The sequence below is a fragment of the Vibrio inusitatus genome (assembly GCA_024346935.1).
Classification (GTDB): domain Bacteria; phylum Pseudomonadota; class Gammaproteobacteria; order Enterobacterales; family Vibrionaceae; genus Vibrio; species Vibrio inusitatus.
This window is the reverse complement of record AP024879.1, coordinates 771892-790091: the sequence shown is the minus strand read 5'-3', so window position 1 is coordinate 790091 and position 18200 is coordinate 771892. Positions and strand designations below refer to the sequence as shown.

The window sequence follows — 18200 nt, the reverse complement described above, 5'->3', positions numbered from 1 at the left end:
AGCAGCTCATTAATTAGAATTAATAATTATAATTTATTCGTCATTCATTGTTTCAAAGCTATCTGTGGCATCTTCACGAGCTTTTTTTGCCACCATTTTACACTGTTCCACATCGGCATCGTTTATCGTTGCGGCGAGTTCAATAACCCTGTCATGATCATTTATTGCTTGCGCTTTGCCAATCTCCATGCAGACATCATCACCAGCGAAAACTAATGAACTAGAAAATATAGCACTTAATACTAACAGTTTTTTCATTATTACCTCACAAATCCATTTATTGAAATAATCAAAGTGTATTTAATTAAATAATGTTCAATCGAGTGTTCCAGGAACTCTCTAATAACAACGATAGACTAACAATTTAATTGAGTCGATGAATTGAGTTATTTTTTTGATAAAACTTAAAGATAAAGATTTTCAATGCTAGGGTAACGAACGTCACATGCTTGAAAGTCTTCCTGTCCCCACTTTAATCGACATAATTCGTTGTCTTTACATTTGATAAATGAGTGAACAATACTTCGAGAAAACTTTCTAACCTAGCAGGCCTATGTTTCCGTTCTTTATACGCTACGGTTATGGTTGTGTCTTTTTTAAAATCATGTGGAAAAACGTCTATAACTTCACCTGTAGCCAGTTCTTTCATTACTGCTGCTTTAGGTATGGCACATAGTCCCATATCACATAAGAGGGCATTCTTGGCGATAATCACTTGGTCAGTTTTTAACTGATAGGGAACTGAACTAATTGGTGACTCAATCCCCATATGGTGCAAGCTCAGGAAGACCTGAGTATGATCGCTTCCAATGCTGTTGATATTGACGATGTCACTCTTAGTATTAAGGTACTTCTGAGTAGCTACCACAATGATAGGATGCGCTTCAAAAGAGCGGGTAATGAGTTTGTCGTCATTAACAGGTCCAGCCTTAATCCAAACATCAATATTTTGTCTCCACAAATCCATATCACCCGAATACGTTGTAAAGTTCACTTTGACATTGGGATGGTTTTGACAGTAGTCAGAAACCAATCGATGGCTAACCAAACCGTGTAATCCAATGTTGGTAACTATGGATATCTCACCTTGATATTCATCTTGAAAATTAGTAATTTCAGCTTCTGCATTGGAGAGGACATCCAAAGTTTGTTTACAGTACTTATATAGTATTTCGCCTTCTTCAGTTGCTGATAACGAGCGGGTTGTTCGTGTGATTAACGATACTCCGTAGTACGACTCTAGTTCGCTAATTTTCCGAGTAATTGTGGAATTGCTCACTTTCATTTCTTTTGCTGCACTACTTAATGAACGATGTTCTATCGTTTTTTTAAAAGCAATCAAAGCGATAATATCGACATTTTTGTTCATAAGTACACGACGGTAGATTTCATTTTCATACGATAAGATTAGAGGAATTCTGTTAAGTTTCAACGCTATATTCAGTTCTGATAACACTTTGTTTTGATGACTATGAGTGTCGTTACTTAGTGAGCGACATTAATCCTCGTTCTTATACATTGAGAGCTAAACTCTGCTTTAGATGGTTTAAATCGACTCCAATTTTTGGAAAAGTCATTTCCTGCATAAGGAGTATAATAAATTGATACGACCGTTATAATCACAGTTTTGGTCAACCAGGGGTAAAGTTCATCATATGAGTGATTTTGTTTTTTTACACAGTGTTTATTTTGCACCTATTATTACACCAATCGTATTTGGATTGTTTCTATGGGTGATCATACGCCCGTTGTACTTGAAAAAAATATACCAGTTAGTTGGTCATAACCCTTACTTATACGACTTTTCGATTCTACTGATCATTGTCTCCTCATTAACCATCATTCAATAAAGTGATAGATAAAAACATGAAGAAATACCTAGTTAGCATTATCATTTTGTCTCTTGCTATAGTCCTTACCAAATTCGCCTGGGATAAGTATAACTATCAACCTTGGACTCGAGATGGAAAACTAAAGGCAGAAATCACCAAATTATCTACTGATGTTGACGGTAAGATCGTAGCTATTCATGTAAAAGATAATCAATTTGTAAAGAAGGGTGATCTGCTTGTCACTATAGACGAAAGAGACTACCTACAAGCTGTGTTGTCAGCAAAAGCCAAAGTAGCACAACAGAAATCTGAACTTGATATCGCTTCAAATATTGCAACAAGAGATAACAAGCTGTCATCTGGCTTAATTTCGAAAGAGCAAGTAAGAGAAGAAAACTTGAATGTTGAAAAGCAAAGGGCCGCTCTTCAGCAAAGTAAGGCTGATTTAGGTAAGTCTCGTTTGGATCTAGAGCGAACTAAAATTTATGCGCCAACTGACGGTTATATTACCAATCTTACTCAACGAGTTGGAAACCACTTGAAAAGTGGAGATAGCATTGTTGCATTAGTCGAAAAGGACTCGTTTTACGTGCTTGGTTACTTCGAAGAGACAAAGTTACCGGATATCCATGTGGGAAGTAAGGCTACAGTTGTTTTGTTTTCATCAGGGATGAGTATAAGTGGCACGGTACAGAGTATAGGAAGTGCTATTACCGATAATAGTGCGGATGATACTGGTTTAATCCCCCAAGTCTCTCAAACGATACCTTGGATTAGACTAGCACAGCGCGTGCCGGTGCGAGTTGAATTCGATGAACTCCCTCAGAACGTCAAATTAATACATGGCACAACTGCAAGCATTACAATTAACACCATTGACTAAAATGAACTTACACTACTTATCAGCCTTAAGAATAGCGCTATCGATCATGCTCACATGGATAGCGGCTCTGCAATTCGACCTGCCAGCGTCAACCGCCGCTATGTCGGCTGCAGCCATATCGCTAATACCATCTAGAGGTGAATTCTTTATTAAGGCACTTGGGCGTGTCGTTGGTACTTTAATGGGGTTCGTTGCAGTAATCTTTATCTGTGCGCCTTTCTCTGGGGATTCGTATCATTTCGTCTATGTAGTTATAGGTGTGATAATCGTAGGCTCAATAGGAATTTCGTTATCACGAGGTTCTTTTCGTTACTCTTGGCCAATATTCAATCTTACTGTAGCTTCTATTTGTTTTCCAATTATCAATAGTCTAAGTTTGGACACTATTATTGACTCAGTAATTAATCGAGGTGGTGCGATTCTAATTAGTGTTATTTGCTCTATATTAGTTCAAGCAGTAATACCTTCTGAAAAATCAACTAGCAATTATGTTAAAACCAAAGCAAAGCTTGATGATGAATTAACTATATTACTATCAAGTTTTATGACTAATGATATATATAATAATGCTGTAAAATTTATGTCTTCTATAAGAGGTTATAAAAAATCAGTCAATACCATAAAATCAGATCCAACTTACTATGACATAAAAGAATTAATTATTAATCCACATTACTATTACTTGTTGCTATACAAATTAATATCATTGAATCAGTTTGCGGTTAAATCTGATATAGATGATGGAAAAATAAGCGAGTTTAGGGATTTGTCTATTCAAACATTTAAGAGCCAAGATAGCACTGATGTGGTTGAGTTTATTAATAATTTAGAAGAATCTACTAGTGCTGATGTTAAAAGCTTTACAGATGTCGCAAGAGATTTCACAGATACATTAACACACAAAAAATCACCGAATAATATTTTACTTGCAATACGTTGTTATTTTGCCTTTCTTAACGTTCCAGCCGTCGCTTTAGCATTCGTCAATGCACTTAGAGTTTTTATCGCTTTGATGTGTATAAATGAGTACTCTGTCAGCACACAATGGGACTTTGGCTATCAAGCAATGATGAACACAGCTATCTCTTTAAGTATGCTAATGTTTGTGCCAATCCCTAACTTTAAAGCACTAAAATATCAATTTATCACTAAGTTAGGCTGTATTTTATTTGCACTATTTTTTAATTTTAGCATAATGCCTAGTATTGATAATCCTATTGTGTATTTCACGGTTAATTTGCTACTAATATACGTTTATTCCTTGGTTTACATGAACAGTAATAGGTTTAAATTAATTGGTATGTATTATTTACTATTTTGGTCAATATTTATAGATTCCAGTAATATTCCAAGTTATGATTTTTCTCATTTTATAAATCAATCTACGGCGGTGTTATTAAGCTTGATTGTTTGTACGATAATGCACTTATTGATATCTGATCCTGATGAGGAATTGAAATTTTCTATAGCAATTTTCTTTGCTAATACTATCAAAAAGCTGTTTAGGATTCGCAGTAACAGTAATAGCTTAATTATGACACTATCATTTATAAATGCATTTACTCATACTAAGCAGAACTCCAATAGTAAGTTGAATAACTATCTAGGTTTATAATTAAATGATGATAAATATGTAGTCAAAGCAATTGTTTATCGAATACATAAGTGTTATTGCTCTTCAAAACATCATCAATGTCAATGTCGTTGATAGTAAAAAGGCCAGCAATCGCTGACCTTATTTAAGAGAGTGACTATTATTTGACTTGTAGTTCTGTAATAGTGATTTCAGTATTTACATCACCTAGTGTTGCAAACATGCTGTTGCCTGAAATCATAAGGCTTAAGTCGTTGGTTCTTGCAAGCCCTGAAACGAGTTCTTCGATTGGGGCAAAATCAAATTGAGTAATGCTGGCGTCATATTCACGAAGAACGGATTGGTTTTTGTTAAACCAAACATCTGATTTATTTTCGTTAAAGGTATAAAAATGAGTCTGTTTTGATTTTCGGGCTGCTTTTTTAACTCTGTCAGTAGAAGGTTCACCCACCTCTATCCAGGTGACAATGTCGCCAATATCAGACAACTCCCAAATATCGGGCTCTTCTTGCTCAGATAACCCTTTGGTGAAGGTTAGATTTGCGGTGTTATTAAGGCAAAACGCAAAGATCCGAACCAACATTCTAACTTCATTTTCAGAAGGGTGCTTGGCTACAGTGAGATTAATATCATCAAATTGATTGCGATTGGTATCCGCTAGGTTTACACGGAACTTATAAATAGTGGGTTTGAGCGCCAAAGTGGAGATTCCAGAAAATAGGATTTAGGCGTTCGATTATATAGGGTTGAGAGGGGAAAAGTAAGCCAGTGAAACACTGGCTTACTTGGCGCAATTATACTGCGCGAATTTGCTCTGCTTGCGGGCCCTTTTGGCCTGTAGTAACAACAAATTCTACTTTTTGGCCTTCAGCAAGAGTGCGGAAACCATCGCCTTGAATAGCAGAGAAGTGAGCGAATACGTCTGGACCGTTTTCTTGTTGAATAAAACCGAAACCTTTAGTTTCGTTAAACCATTTTACGGTACCAGTAACTGAGTTTGACATTGCCAATTTTCCTTTGCGATATAACTAAACTTGGTCAAATGTGACCATACTAAGTGCTTGAAAATAGATTGCATTGATCGATGGTGAATACAACGACGACGAGTCACCAAATGTACTACACAACTTCAAAAACAATACTTTCTCTTGCCTGATTCAGTGTATCGGGGGGAGTTTATAAGTCAATGATATCAATGGCATAGTCGTGGACGCATTGTTCAAAATTGTTAGGTGTATTCAATTTTTCTATCCTGAAACTTAAACTTGCAGGACATGTCATGACATCGTCATCATTTCGATTGTTGAGTTCGCACTATGAGTGTGTAAAATGAGGCCAAATTAAAAGAGGATTTAATTATGCAAGCAACTGTATCTTGGGTAGATAATTTTAAATTTATCGGTGAGTCTCAATCTGGTCATTCAGTCGTTTTAGATGGCAGCGGTGGAAAGACTGCACCAAGCCCAATGGAAATGGTATTGATTGCTGCAGGAGGCTGTAGCTCAGTAGACGTGGTAGACGGTCTAAAAAGTGCAGAGCAAAAAGTAACGGGTTGCGTAGCAAAGCTCAGCAGTACGCGTCGTGACGAAGCCCCTAAGTATTTCACTAGCATTAATATTCACTTTGAAGTGTCTGGTGAAAAACTTGACTCTGAGATAGTGGCAAAAGTGGCTAAGGACTCTCTAGAAAAGTACTGCTCTGTATGCTTGATGCTAGATAAGGGTGTTGAAATGACCCACTCTTGGGAAATTGTATAAGCGCCTAGAATAAAAAAACGCCCTGTTAATGGAAATTAGCAGGGCGTTTTTGTAATCGAAGTTAGAGAAATTAGTTTGAGGCTTTTCTCATTTCGTCTTCACTTTTCTTTTGATTCTCGGGACGTTCATCTTCATGGTTCATGTAGTAGTACTCCCAGATCTCATGCTTTTCTTCATCAGAAATCTCGCAGTAAGTGACACGTTTACCATCTTCTGAGGCTCGCACGATCTCGTTGTCTTGTTGTACGCAGTACATAGACGCTTTACTTGTAATTGGATCCCAGTCCTCTACGGTGTACTCGTCTGGTTCGCTTGCACAACCTGCTAGCAACACAGCGCCACTCATTGCAGATAAAAGAAGGATTTTCTTCATTATTGGCTCCAAAGAACTATTTGTTTTGACTTATCTTTTTCAGTGTACGAGATATCTTAATTAATTCAATAGTTAACCTCTGGTTACATGTTAAAATGTCGGGAAATTCTATCTAGTCGTTATTTACATGCGCCATTTAAAAACCACTATCCACCCTGATTTAAGCGAGCTCGATCAAAAGAGCATCATACAGCGTCGAGCAACCCGAGCGATTGCACTTATGGGCGATAAAATACTGCTTTTATATACTGAACGTTATCAGGACTTCTCGCTTCCGGGAGGCGGTATTGATGAAGGGGAGGATGTTATTGCAGGTCTAGTACGTGAACTAGAAGAAGAAACAGGCGCGCAAAACATACGAAATATCAAACCATTTGGCATCTTCGAAGAATTTCGCCCTTGGTATAAAGAGAATGCAGATGTGATGCACATGCATTCCTACTGCTATACCTGCCATGTTGACCCAGAGTTAGGCACTCCTAACTTTGAAGATTATGAAATCAAAAATGGTATGCAGGCAAAGTGGGTTAATATCCATGAGGCTATCGCTCACAATGAACATACTATTGCGAATAGTGCGAAGAAAGGCTTAAGTATTGAGCGTGAAACCTTCCTACTGCATCTTATTGCTAAAGAACTAGTTTGATTTTTGGTTTTTGATGAGCTCTTTTAGCTCATCAATCTTCATGTGAAGGTCTTTGATTTCCGCTCTAACTGTCGCTCGTTCAGTATTTTCAGCTTGTTCTGTTTCGGTCATAAACCAGTTGGCTACTAAACCGGTGAAGGTACCAAATAGACCTACGCCTGCGGTCATTAAAACAGCTGCAACCATTCTGCCTTGTGTGGTTACGGGGTAAAAATCACCGTATCCAACGGTAGTGATCGTGACAAAAGACCACCAAAGTGCATCTCCGGCAGAGTGGATATTAGAGTCTGGTAATCCTTTTTCGAATTGCAAAATCCCAATAGCCCCGAATATCACCACCAATACAGAAACACTCGCCACAATTGAGAATGTGCCAGAACGTCGATTTCGAAACAGGTAGTATAAAATGAGTTTGGTAGAGCGAACGGCCTTTAGAATACGTAAGAATCGAACTAAGTGGACAAAGCGCCCATAACGAAGAGCATCGACTAATGGAATGCTTGATAAAAGGTCAATCCAGCCCCATTTCATGTACTGCAACTTGTCAGGAGCGCGATAGAAACGTTGAAAAAAGTCCACTAAAAATACCATGCAAACCATGGTATCAATCATTGCCAGTAGCTCTGTGGTATCTGTATCAAGGGTGAAGGCATTTTCAATGAACAGCGCTATCAGCACGTATACTGACAGTATCAGAGTGACAAACTGCAGAGGCCCTAATTCGTGCTTGGCATCCTCTCTATCTTGGTTAGGCATACTAATTAATCAATGGTTACTGCAGTGCCACTTGCACTGACCATTAACATTCCGTTGTCTTTGCCAAGAACTTCGTAATCAATATCGATGCCAATGACTGCATTTGCGCCTATCTCGTGAGCTTTCTCTTCTAGTTCTTGCATTGCAATAGTACGAGCTCGTTCTAATTCTTTTTCATAAGTACCCGAACGTCCACCGACCATATCGCGAATACCGGCGAACATATCTTTGAATAAGTTGGCGCCCAAGATAGCTTCGCCTGCAATCACACCGTGATAACGGAGGACTCGCTTGCCTTCAACGGATGGTGTTGTGGTCATTAGCATTTTTTATTCCTTAAAAGTGTTGTGGCTCTCAGAGTGTAGCAGTGAAGTCGGTTCCATTGTTTTACTATGACTTATTAATATTATCAATAACTTAAATTAATAGTTTCAGTTTTGAAATGATTGAGTAGCCAGTCATTCGATTGGGTCTGTAATGTATATTTAACTTATGTTTAGTGAATGGTAATGAATCTATTAAAAGTTTCTAATTATCAGTGAATTAGACTATGTTTAATCGAATAGGGCATGAGTTTACAACTCAATTTAGTATTGTAGTAAACGATTTAGAGAAAGGAGTCTCCAACAGTCGTGTCGATTATATCTTGCCATGAGTGTGGTATAGCAAGTGATGTTGAGCGCCTTAAAGCAGGTGAAGTGGCTCGTTGTCCGCGTTGTCATAGTCATTTGTTAAGTTCAGATAGGGATCCAGTACAAGGGCCTGTGTGTTATGCGCTTGCCAGTTTAATTGCATTTGCAGCTAGTCTTGCTTATCCCTTTATGTCTTTTAGCATACAAGGCATTACTCAGCAGATCAGCTTATACCAAGCTGCGAAAGTCTTAGCCAATTTTGGTAATGATACATTGAGTGTCTTGTTGATTTCTTCTGTGCTTGTACTTCCTGCTATTTATCTGATTTGTTTGCTTTATCTCTACTTTTGCATTTCTAATCGGGAACTAAAACAGTTTACCACTGGATTACAAATCAAGACGTTGAAGTTTTTAACAAGGATCAAACCTTGGCTGTTGGTCGATGTATTTCTGATCGGTGTTTTGGTCAGTTTGGTCAAAATATCTGCATTAGCAGATGTGTCCATGGGCATATCATTTTGGGCGTTTGCTATCTTCACATGTTTGATGGTAAAGACTATTGCTACCGCTGATCTTTTTTGGGTATGGCAGCAACTGTTTCCGTACGACGACACAGATGCAGAACAGATAAGCGGGCATTGCGTTCAAGACAAAAATCACCTGTCATGCCATGTGTGTGGATTGATACATCAATATACCGAGAATGAAATCCGCTGCAATCGATGTGCAACTCGTTTACATACTTTTGAACCTAAACAAAATCTTCAAGTTGTCTGGGCCTTCCTTTTAACCTCTATGGTGTTTTATCTACCTGCGAACCTTTATCCCATGATGTACACCTCTGCACTGGGGAGCAATAGTCAAGGTTCGACTATTTTAGGAGGAGTGATTGAGTTGTGGGAGATGGGGGATTATCCCGTGGCTTTGATCATTCTATTTGCCAGTATTCTCATACCTATCGCCAAGATGATGTCTTTGTCGTTTTTATTTTGGCATGCAAAGCGAGTACAACATATGCCCTTTGAAGCGTCATATCGCTATTTAAAGTTGTACCGTGTAACAGAGTTCATTGGTCGATGGTCGATGATTGATATTTTTGTTGTTGCCATATTGGTAGCTTTGGTTCAGATCGACGGGATCATGGTTATTTATCCTGGTCCAGCAGCGCTTTATTTTGCTGCTGTGGTGATATTTACCATGTTATCAGCAATGACATTTGATTCGCGCATGATGTGGCGTTAAACAATGATGACGGAATTATAATAGATGGAAAAAAGTAGTGCTTCTCACGCAAACATTAGCCTAAAGAAAGGAATATCACCGGTTTGGATTATTCCTATCATTGCATTTTCCCTTGGGATTTGGATGTTATTTCAATACGTGAATAGTCAGGGGCCGGAGGTGACATTATTACTACCTGATGCTGAAGGAATCGAGGCGGGGAAAACAGAGATTAAAGCACGCAATGTCAAGATAGGAATGATTACAGAGATCGAACTTAGCGAAAATTACGACTACATCATTGCAAAGGCTCAGATGGATAAACAAGCCTCTCGTATGTTGCGTAAGGACACATTATTTTGGGTGGTAGAGCCTCATATCGGTGCTGATGGTATTTCGGGGTTAGATACCTTGCTGTCAGGTTCGTATATTGAATTGAAACCAGGGCACTCTGATGAACAAGAACGAAAGTTTAAAGTTTTAGAATTACCGCCAGTTGCCGGTCCCGATGCGAAGGGGATTCGCATTGTACTGACTCATAGTGAGGCAAATAAACTGAGTATTGGCGAGCCAGTATTGCATCATGGTTTTACCGTTGGGCGAGTAGAAAAAACGTCTTACAACTATGAAAAACAAATTGCGGAATACCAACTTTTTATCTTCGCTCCCTACGACAGTCTAGTGTTTGAGCATTCACAATTTTGGCTAGACTCTGGGGTTGAGGTAAAGCTTGATACCCGTGGTATTGATCTTAAAGTGGGGTCACTGGAAACGATTCTTACTGGAGGCGTTAGCTTTGATGTACCGAAAAACATAGAGCCTGGTGCTCAAGTAACGACAAGCTTGCAACAGTTTGAACTATTTAAGGACTATAGCAGCGTAGTAGAAAATAAATATTCGGAATACCTTCACTACGCATTGTTATTTAGTGAGTCTGTACGTGGTTTAGAAGCGGGTGCGCCAGTAGAGTACAAAGGCATAAGGATGGGAACTGTCGAAACGGTTCCATTGGCTGTTCCATTGGAAGATGATGGAACATTGAGTAATCGTATTCCTGTATTGATTCGGATTGAAATAGAACGGGTGTCAGAGGTTCTGCGGAAAACTACGAAAGACGAATTCCAAACAAGATTAGAATTTCAAATTCAACAAGGATTGAGAGGAACGCTCAAAGTGGGGAATTTACTCACAGGTGCGCTATATATAGATATTGATTTTTATGAAAAGCCGGGCGCAGTTGAACCAATCAAGTTTGCTGGTTATAAGACGTTTCCAGTGATATCGGGCGGTTTTTCTGAAATCCAAAAGCAAGCTGTCGAATTTTTACATACGGTGAATAACCTGCCGTTAGAAGACACGATAAACAGCTTGAACAAAACTTTAGATTCGGCTCAAGCAACACTAAATTCAGCGGACAAAGTCGCCAGTGATATTGATCTGCTTCTATCTGATGAGCAAACAAAGCAACTGCCTAGTCAGTTCAACCAAAGCTTAGAACAATTACAAACTACATTAGAAAGTTTTGATGCCAGTTCTCCTATGTATCAACAATTACAAAGTGCAGTATCTGAGCTTGAGCAAGTTATGCAGCAACTAAAACCGGTATTGGAAAAGGTCAATGAAAAACCGAATGCTTTGGTGTTTGGGGAAGATGCTAAAGCTGATCCTGTTCCAGTTCGAGGAGACAAATAATGAAAAAGTGGATGATTTTGATAGTTGCTCTCTTTGTTGGATGCACTAGCAGCGAATCGATAGAAACGAAAACATACTTACTTCCGAATATTAAACCTGAACATAAGCTTGGGTTTGATGAAGTCAGTGTTCAAATGCCAAGCTATTTAGAAGGCCCAGGAATTGTATATCGGTTGTCAGAAACCGAGATAGAGGTAGCCAGTCATCACGTTTGGGCTGGAAATTTACGAAATATGCTCGTTGATCAATTGCAGCAGTATCAAATGCCAGAAGCAAGCAGTGGTACTAAGCTCAGTGTTCGTTTTGAACGTTTTAACGGTTCATACACGGGTAATGCAGAGCTAAAAGGGCACTGGCAACTTGGGAGCCAGAATGGTGACTTTGATATTAAGCAGCCCTTAGATGATGAAGGGTATGATGCATTAGTGTTAGCTCTAAGTCAGGGGGTAAGTTCATTGATGATTGAAGTTCATTCGAAGCAGGGTAAGGAGTAATTTACTGTGTAGCAATATGTGTGCACTCTTCTGCTACCCTTATGAATTAAATACGGGATAGAAAACGTCGATCCTTTAAAATCTTAGAATTTGTGAGTAATGGTCAGAGCTGCTAGCACTCAAATGGTGCGAGCAGCTAATGCACAGAAAGTACTTCGTCCATCTTGGTTAGGCTTTCATCAAAGTAGGGGTTATACGTAAGTCGAGCGTGTATCTTTCCCGCTTCTACATATCCATAAGAAGAGTACCAAACTTCGGCGCCTCCTAGGCATTTGGCTTCGAGCTTTTGTTCTTGACCATTGTTGCAAAGACGATTCTTACCATTCACGCCATATTCCGGGTTTTCCGGAGAAAATAAACCACCCATATGGGATCCTTCACTGATCCTTAGCGCAGGCAACTGCATGTCGTAAGCTACGGTTCGCTCTTTAAGTGGCGGATTACTGCCTAACCAGACTAGTTGAGAATTAGGATGACTAAAACGGTTGGCAAACTGATCCACTGCAAAGGATTTGTCAACGACAGTATCCCCTTCGCTAATCAGCATAAATACAGGTTTGTTGTAGTTTTTAATAGAGCTTAGCTTCTCTTGCACTCTTTTAGTGGTTTCATAGTAACTGGCAGCCGCAGCCATAGGGAGCGAGTCATAACGTAGGTAATTGTTTTCTGGATCTTGGTCTGCCCATTCCATTACATATTGAACATACTTAGCCATCGGTAATAGTTTAGAACTGGCGTTAAAGGCAGGGGAATACAGAATAAGTCCTTTAATGCTGGGGTCTGTGAGGGCATAACTAGTGACTAGATTAGCTCCCGTTGAATAGCCACCAAGCCAAACCTGATCAGATTGTTGCTGTAATAGTTTTATCTGATGCTCAACGCTTTCTTGCCAGATGTCCGCTGAGACTAATTTCAAGTCGCCCACTTTAGACCCATGACCGGGAAGTAACATGGTTCTTACTAGATAGCCTATATTCTGTAAATGGGTGGCGATATCTATGAATGAGTAGGGTGAGTCTCCTAATCCATGCACAAGAAGAACAGCCTCTCCATTGGGCTCTTGTGGCTGATATTCTCTAGGTGAATTGAACGCTATTTCTTGTTCTCGGTTGTCGGTGAGAAAATTTCGCTCTATTTCCATCCAGCTTTGAGTCTCTGCCACATATTGCTCAAAACTCGTTTGACTGTAAGGGCTCAACGTTTTTGCATTCTGATAATGATAGGGCACTTCGTGACTAGTGCAACTGGTGGTCAAGGATAAGAGCAGAATCAGTAGTAGAGCTTCAATTTTTCTCATAAATTTTGTTACGCAACAACTTCAATTAAATAGCAACCAACAGACATAATCACTTTAAGTTTACCCCAATGTATTAATGGCTACGTTAGGGCAATTTTCATTTAGTGACTCTATGATTTAAGTGTTGCACCTCGACTGGCAATGACATCTTTATACCAGTAGAAGCTTTTCTTTTTAGTGCGTGTTAACGCCCCTTGTCCATTATTGTCTCTGTCTACATAAATATAACCGTAGCGCTTGCTCATCTCTGCTGTTGAATTGGATACTAAGTCGATAGGTCCCCACGAGGTAAAGCCCATAAGCTCTACGCCATCTAGTATCGCTTCATGTGCTTGCACCAAATGATCATTGAGATAAGAGATTCGGTAGTCATCAATGACCTCACCGCTTGAGGTTAAAGTATCAATCGCGCCAAGGCCATTTTCCACAATAAATAACGGCTTTTGATATCTATCGTAGAGTAAATTTAAAAGGATACGTAACCCCTTAGGGTCGATGAGCCACCCCCATTCACTCTTTTTAAGGTGGGGGTTAGGCACACTATCGACGATATTACCTACTTCTTTTTGCATAGGGTCAGCAGAGGCACAACCACTGGCATAATAGCTAAAAGAGATAAAGTCGACGCTCGCAGAGGCGATAATATCGAGATCGTCTGCCTGCATTTTTATTTCAATACTGTTTTCTCTAAAGTAACGAAGCATGTAACCTGGGTACTTACCACGAGTTTGCACATCCCCGAAGAACAGCCATTGATTATTTTCCTGCATGGCAGCAATCACATCATCTGGATTGCAGGTAAACGGATAATTGATTGCTCCTAACAGCATATTGCCTATTTTCGCATCTTCAATAATCTCATGGCATAGATTTACAGCTTTTGCGTTTGCAACCAGCTGATGGTGAATTGCTTGATAAATCTCTTGTTTTGACGCTTCTTCTTGAAGACCTACGCCAGTAAATGGAGCATGCAGAGACATGTTGATCTCATTAAAGGTGAGCCAAAGCTTCACTTTAGAACCAAAACGAGTGAAAACAGTACGAGCATAACGTTCAAAGAATGTGATGACACGGCGATCGCCCCAGCCGTTATACTTTTCCACTAGGTGATAGGGCATTTCATAGTGTGACAATGTCACGAATGGTATGATGTCGTGTTTGGCTAGTTCATCAAATAGACGGTCGTAGTAGGCGAGTCCTTGCTCATTTGGTTCCATATCATCACCATTTGGGTAAATACGCGTCCAAGCGATTGATAACCGTAGGCAAGTAAAGCCCATTTCTTTAAATAGAGTGATGTCTTCTGGGTAGCGGTTATAAAAGTCGATCGCCAGATCTTTGATCCCAGATTCTCGCTCGTTTCTTGTTTGATGAGGACTAAGGATACCACTAGGTAGCATGTCCGAAGTGGATAGGCCTTTGCCATCTTTTAAAAACGACCCTTCTACTTGGTTGGCAGCAATCGCGCCGCCCCATAGAAAGTGTTCGGGAAACTGAATCATAGTGTGCTCCAATGAGTGTTGTTATTGTAATTTCAGTTGAGGGACAGTGAATCGTATTCGAATATAGCCGTTTTCCGCTTAATTCGTATAAAAAGATTCTTATCTTTTGATCGCGTCAAAAACTCTACGGGTTACTTATCGGAAAGTGCCTGACTGATAAAATCGATAAACAAGCGAAGGCGCTCCGGCATGTATTTAGTTTGCGCGTACTGCATTAACACATTGCCATGATGGTTACTGGTGAGCGTCCAATCTTCTAACACTTGTACCACTTCTCCCGTTGCGACTGCATTCGCGACGACAAAATCGTGAAATAATCCAATACCTAGGTGGCTTTTCACGCCTTCAAATCTAAGATTAGCTTGGTTCACTGCATAACGACCAGACACAGTAACTGACTGAGATTTATCATCTTTATGAAAGGTCCAAACGTTGTCATGCTCGGTTTCTGCCAAATATAAACAATTGTGATCTAACAAGTGATTAGGCTGTATTGGCGTACCATGTTTCATTAAATAGGGTTTCGATGCGCACAAGATCAAATGAGTCTCACCCAGCTCTTTAAGCACTAAGTGTTCATCCGGTTGCTCTGACAATCTAAAGGCAACATCAATGCCTTGTTTTTGAATATCTACCGCTCCGTCAATCGCTCGTGCTTTAATTTGAATATCTGGGTATTTTTTTAAAAAATCTATGATTAAGGGTTGTAGTACAACACTGAGAAAAGCCTCTGGGGCAGAGACCAAAAGACTCCCTTGTGCTTGCGAATGGCTATTGGTGGAAAGTTCTACGGCTTGCTCGGCAGCATTGAGCATCTGCATGGCTTGCTTGTAGACCTTTTGACCTTCTTCTGTGATACGAAAACTACGAGTCGTACGTTCAATAAGTTTAACCGCAAGTGCATTTTCAAGACGAGTCATTGTCTTGGATACAGCGGAAGGGGTCATGGCTAAGCTATTCGCTGCATTGGTAAAGTTACCTTGCTGAACCACTAAGGTATAGGTAGCAAGGTCGGGGAGAAGGGCAACAAGTTGAGTGGTTTTCATTATATGTGCCTAGGATTCACAAATGATTTTCCATAGATACTATTATACTCCCAACATCTTTGCACTAGAATCTCTTTACACTGTAAATCAGGAAAAGATTTTGTTCTGAGTAAGCTAAATAGCTTGCTTGGCATTCCCCCCTTAATGAAAGGATCCAAGAATCATGTCTTCTGCGTTTTATAACCAAATCCAACAACAAATCGAAGAAGTAAAAACTGAAGGTTTGTACAAGTCTGAACGCGTAATTACGTCTCAACAAAAAGCGTCAGTGTCGATCTCTACTGGTGAAGATGTTCTTAACTTCTGTGCAAACAATTACTTAGGTTTAGCAAACCACCCTGAGCTTATCAAAGCAGCTCAGCAAGGTATGGATAAATACGGTTTTGGTATGGCGTCTGTACGCTTTATTTGTGGTACTCAAGACATTCACAAACAATTAGAAGACAAGCTATCTAACTTCTTGGGTATGGAAGATACTATTCTTTACACTTCTTGTTTTGACGCTAATACAGGTCTGTTTGAAACCATTCTAGGTAAAGAAGATGCGATTATCTCAGATGCATTGAACCATGCTTCTATTATTGATGGCGTTCGTCTGTGTAAAGCAATGCGCTTTCGTTACTCAAACAACAACATGCAAGAGCTAGAGCAGCAACTTATTGCAGCTAAAGACGCGGGTGCACGTAATACTCTGATTGTTACCGATGGCGTGTTCTCTATGGACGGTGTGGTAGCTAACCTGCCAGCGATCTGTGACCTTGCTGACAAGTATGAAGCATTAGTGATGGTGGATGATTCTCACGCTGTTGGTTTCATGGGCGAAACCGGCGCAGGTACACACGATTACCACAATGTGATGGATCGTATCGATATTATTACCGGTACCTTAGGTAAGGCTATGGGCGGTGCATCAGGCGGTTACACGTCGGGTAAGAAAGAAGTGATTGACTGGCTTCGTCAGCGTTCGCGTCCATACCTATTCTCTAATTCTGTAGCGCCAGCAATTGTTTCGGCTTCTCTACGTGTGCTAGATCTTCTTCAAGAAAGTGGCGACCTTCGTACTCATCTTTGGGATAACGCTGCACACTTCCGTGCTCGTATGGAAGGTGCTGGCTTTACTATGGGTGGTGCAGACCACGCGATCATTCCAATTATGTTGGGTGATGCAAAGGTTGCAGCTGAATTTGCTGAGCGTGCGTTAGAAAAAGGTATTTACGTTGTTGGCTTCTCTTTCCCTGTTGTACCGAAAGGCCAAGCTCGTATTCGTACGCAAATGTCTGCGGCGCATACTCGTGAACAATTAGACCATGCTATTGATGCATTTATCGAAGTAGGTCGTGACATGGGACTGATCAAATAATGAAGATTAAAGCGCTTTCTAAACTTAAGCCTGAAGAAGGTATTTGGATGAATGAAGTTGATATGCCTGAAATGGGGCATAACGACCTTCTCATTAAAATAAAGAAAACCGCAATTTGTGGTACTGATGTTCATATTTACAATTGGGACGAATGGTCACAAAACACCATTCCTGTTCCTATGGTAGTAGGTCACGAGTACGTGGGTGAAGTGGTTGCAATTGGTCAAGAAGTGCGAGGTTTTGAAGTAGGCGATCGCGTTTCTGGCGAAGGTCATATTACGTGTGGTCATTGCCGAAACTGCCGTGGCGGACGCACGCACCTATGTCGTAACACTATCGGTGTGGGTGTTAACCGTACAGGTTCTTTCTCTGAGTATCTTGTAATTCCTGCGTTTAACGCATTTAAGATCCCTGAAGGAATCTCTGATGATCTAGCGTCAATCTTTGACCCGTTTGGCAACGCGGTACACACTGCGCTGTCATTTGACCTAGTAGGCGAAGATGTACTGATCACCGGTGCTGGCCCAATCGGCATCATGGCAGCAGCGGTTGCTAAGCATGTAGGTGCGCGTCACGTTGTCATTACTGATGTAAATGAATATCGTCTGGATCTTGCTCGTCAAATGGGTGTAACTCGCGCAGTTAACGTTGCAAAAGAAGACCTTAAAGATGTGATGGCCGAACTAGGTATGACGGAAGGCTTTGATGTAGGTCTTGAAATGTCAGGTGTTCAAGCTGCATTTAGTACTATGTTAGAAACGATGAACCACGGTGGTCGCCTAGCGCTACTTGGTATTCCACCGTCCGACATGGGTATCGATTGGAACCAAGTGATCTTTAAAGGATTGGTTATCAAAGGTATCTACGGCCGTGAAATGTTTGAAACTTGGTATAAGATGGCTTCACTGATTCAATCAGGCCTAGATCTTTCACCAATCATCACGCACCACTACAAAGTTGACGACTTCCAAGAAGGCTTCGACGTTATGCGTAGTGGTCAGTCTGGCAAGGTTATCCTTGACTGGGAGTAGGCTGTTCTAACACTCTAGAACAGTGTTTCAAGTGATCCTTATTTAAAGCCCTAAGTCACTCTTAGGGCTTTTTCGTATTATTTT

19 protein-coding genes are annotated in these 18200 nt (G+C 40.2%); 9 read left to right on the top strand and 10 right to left on the bottom strand.

All coding sequences use genetic code 11. From position 1 onward, the window contains the following. Positions 1-33: 33 nt before the first annotated feature. Both OCU48_RS16630 and OCU48_RS16625 read right to left on the bottom strand, forming a co-directional pair. A complete protein-coding gene (locus tag OCU48_RS16630) occupies positions 34-258 on the bottom strand; it encodes a hypothetical protein (RefSeq protein WP_141345136.1) in 225 nt (74 codons plus the stop codon). A gap of 214 nt (positions 259-472) precedes the next feature. Next, positions 473-1369 carry a LysR family transcriptional regulator gene (locus tag OCU48_RS16625; protein ID WP_141345137.1) on the bottom strand — a complete coding sequence of 299 codons (897 nt, stop codon included), beginning with the start codon at positions 1367-1369 and terminating at the stop codon, positions 473-475. 497 nt (positions 1370-1866) lie between these two features. On the opposite strand from OCU48_RS16625, the gene OCU48_RS16620 reads away from it, so the two are divergent. Then, positions 1867-2715, top strand: coding sequence for an efflux RND transporter periplasmic adaptor subunit (locus tag OCU48_RS16620; protein WP_141345138.1), 849 nt, complete (start codon positions 1867-1869; stop codon positions 2713-2715). Further along, positions 2675-4330 carry an FUSC family protein gene (locus OCU48_RS16615; RefSeq protein WP_141345139.1) on the top strand — a complete coding sequence of 552 codons (1656 nt, stop codon included), beginning with the start codon at positions 2675-2677 and terminating at the stop codon, positions 4328-4330. The genes OCU48_RS16620 and OCU48_RS16615 overlap by 41 nt, the downstream gene beginning before the upstream one ends. 139 nt (positions 4331-4469) lie before the next feature. On the opposite strand, the gene OCU48_RS16610 is transcribed toward OCU48_RS16615, so the two are convergent. Together OCU48_RS16610 and OCU48_RS16605 are read right to left on the bottom strand one after the other, a co-directional pair. Further along, complete coding sequence (locus OCU48_RS16610; RefSeq protein ID WP_141345140.1) at positions 4470-5009, bottom strand: YaeQ family protein; 540 nt, start codon at positions 5007-5009, stop codon at positions 4470-4472. 94 nt (positions 5010-5103) lie between these two features. After that, a complete protein-coding gene (locus OCU48_RS16605; protein WP_141345141.1) occupies positions 5104-5313 on the bottom strand; it encodes a cold-shock protein in 210 nt (69 codons plus the stop codon). 354 nt (positions 5314-5667) lie between these two features. On the opposite strand from OCU48_RS16605, the gene OCU48_RS16600 reads away from it, so the two are divergent. After that, positions 5668-6066: an OsmC family protein gene (locus OCU48_RS16600; protein WP_141345142.1), complete on the top strand. Its 399-nt coding sequence runs from the start codon at positions 5668-5670 to the stop codon at positions 6064-6066. 70 nt (positions 6067-6136) lie between these two features. Here OCU48_RS16600 and OCU48_RS16595 read toward each other — a convergent pair whose 3' ends face one another. After that, positions 6137-6439, bottom strand: a complete 303-nt coding sequence (locus OCU48_RS16595) for a putative hemolysin (protein ID WP_141345143.1) — start codon at positions 6437-6439, stop codon at positions 6137-6139. 127 nt (positions 6440-6566) lie between these two features. Here OCU48_RS16595 and OCU48_RS16590 point away from each other — a divergent pair, with 127 nt between their 5' ends. Next, on the top strand, positions 6567-7085 hold the full coding sequence (locus OCU48_RS16590) for an NUDIX hydrolase (RefSeq protein WP_141345144.1): 519 nt from the start codon (positions 6567-6569) through the stop codon (positions 7083-7085). Here OCU48_RS16590 and OCU48_RS16585 read toward each other — a convergent pair. Together OCU48_RS16585 and OCU48_RS16580 are read right to left on the bottom strand one after the other, a co-directional pair. Further along, a complete protein-coding gene (locus OCU48_RS16585; protein ID WP_141345145.1) occupies positions 7077-7841 on the bottom strand; it encodes an ion transporter in 765 nt (254 codons plus the stop codon). The genes OCU48_RS16590 and OCU48_RS16585 overlap by 9 nt on opposite strands. 5 nt (positions 7842-7846) lie before the next feature. Further along, the gene (locus tag OCU48_RS16580; protein WP_141345146.1) at positions 7847-8167 is read right to left on the bottom strand and encodes a heavy metal-binding domain-containing protein; all 321 of its coding nucleotides are present in this window, start codon (positions 8165-8167) and stop codon (positions 7847-7849) included. Positions 8168-8473: 306 nt separating this feature from the next. Here OCU48_RS16580 and OCU48_RS16575 point away from each other — a divergent pair, with 306 nt between their 5' ends. The 3 genes from OCU48_RS16575 to OCU48_RS16565 are packed head-to-tail and all read left to right on the top strand — an operon-like array spanning position 8474 to position 11880. After that, complete coding sequence (locus tag OCU48_RS16575; RefSeq protein ID WP_141345147.1) at positions 8474-9715, top strand: paraquat-inducible protein A; 1242 nt, start codon at positions 8474-8476, stop codon at positions 9713-9715. Between the two features lie 24 nt (positions 9716-9739). Then, the gene (gene pqiB / locus OCU48_RS16570; protein ID WP_141345148.1) at positions 9740-11386 is read left to right on the top strand and encodes an intermembrane transport protein PqiB; all 1647 of its coding nucleotides are present in this window, start codon (positions 9740-9742) and stop codon (positions 11384-11386) included. Then, positions 11386-11880 carry a PqiC family protein gene (locus OCU48_RS16565; RefSeq protein ID WP_141345149.1) on the top strand — a complete coding sequence of 165 codons (495 nt, stop codon included), beginning with the start codon at positions 11386-11388 and terminating at the stop codon, positions 11878-11880. The genes pqiB and OCU48_RS16565 overlap by 1 nt, the downstream gene beginning before the upstream one ends. 136 nt (positions 11881-12016) lie before the next feature. On the opposite strand, the gene OCU48_RS16560 is transcribed toward OCU48_RS16565, so the two are convergent. From OCU48_RS16560 to OCU48_RS16550, 3 genes are all read right to left on the bottom strand, one after another. Further along, positions 12017-13177, bottom strand: a complete 1161-nt coding sequence (locus tag OCU48_RS16560; RefSeq protein WP_141345150.1) for an alpha/beta hydrolase — start codon at positions 13175-13177, stop codon at positions 12017-12019. Between the two features lie 110 nt (positions 13178-13287). Then, positions 13288-14679 (bottom strand): glycoside hydrolase family 1 protein, encoded by a 1392-nt coding sequence (locus OCU48_RS16555; RefSeq protein ID WP_141345151.1) that lies wholly within the window; start codon positions 14677-14679, stop codon positions 13288-13290. A 131-nt stretch (positions 14680-14810) separates the two neighbouring features. Beyond that, positions 14811-15725 carry a LysR family transcriptional regulator gene (locus OCU48_RS16550; RefSeq protein WP_141345152.1) on the bottom strand — a complete coding sequence of 305 codons (915 nt, stop codon included), beginning with the start codon at positions 15723-15725 and terminating at the stop codon, positions 14811-14813. Positions 15726-15888: 163 nt separating this feature from the next. On the opposite strand from OCU48_RS16550, the gene OCU48_RS16545 reads away from it, so the two are divergent. Continuing rightward, positions 15889-17085, top strand: a complete 1197-nt coding sequence (locus tag OCU48_RS16545) for a glycine C-acetyltransferase (protein WP_141345153.1) — start codon at positions 15889-15891, stop codon at positions 17083-17085. Beyond that, positions 17085-18116: an L-threonine 3-dehydrogenase gene (gene tdh / locus OCU48_RS16540; RefSeq protein ID WP_141345154.1), complete on the top strand. Its 1032-nt coding sequence runs from the start codon at positions 17085-17087 to the stop codon at positions 18114-18116. Before OCU48_RS16545 ends, tdh begins: the two co-directional genes overlap by 1 nt. Positions 18117-18200: the final 84 nt, after the last annotated feature.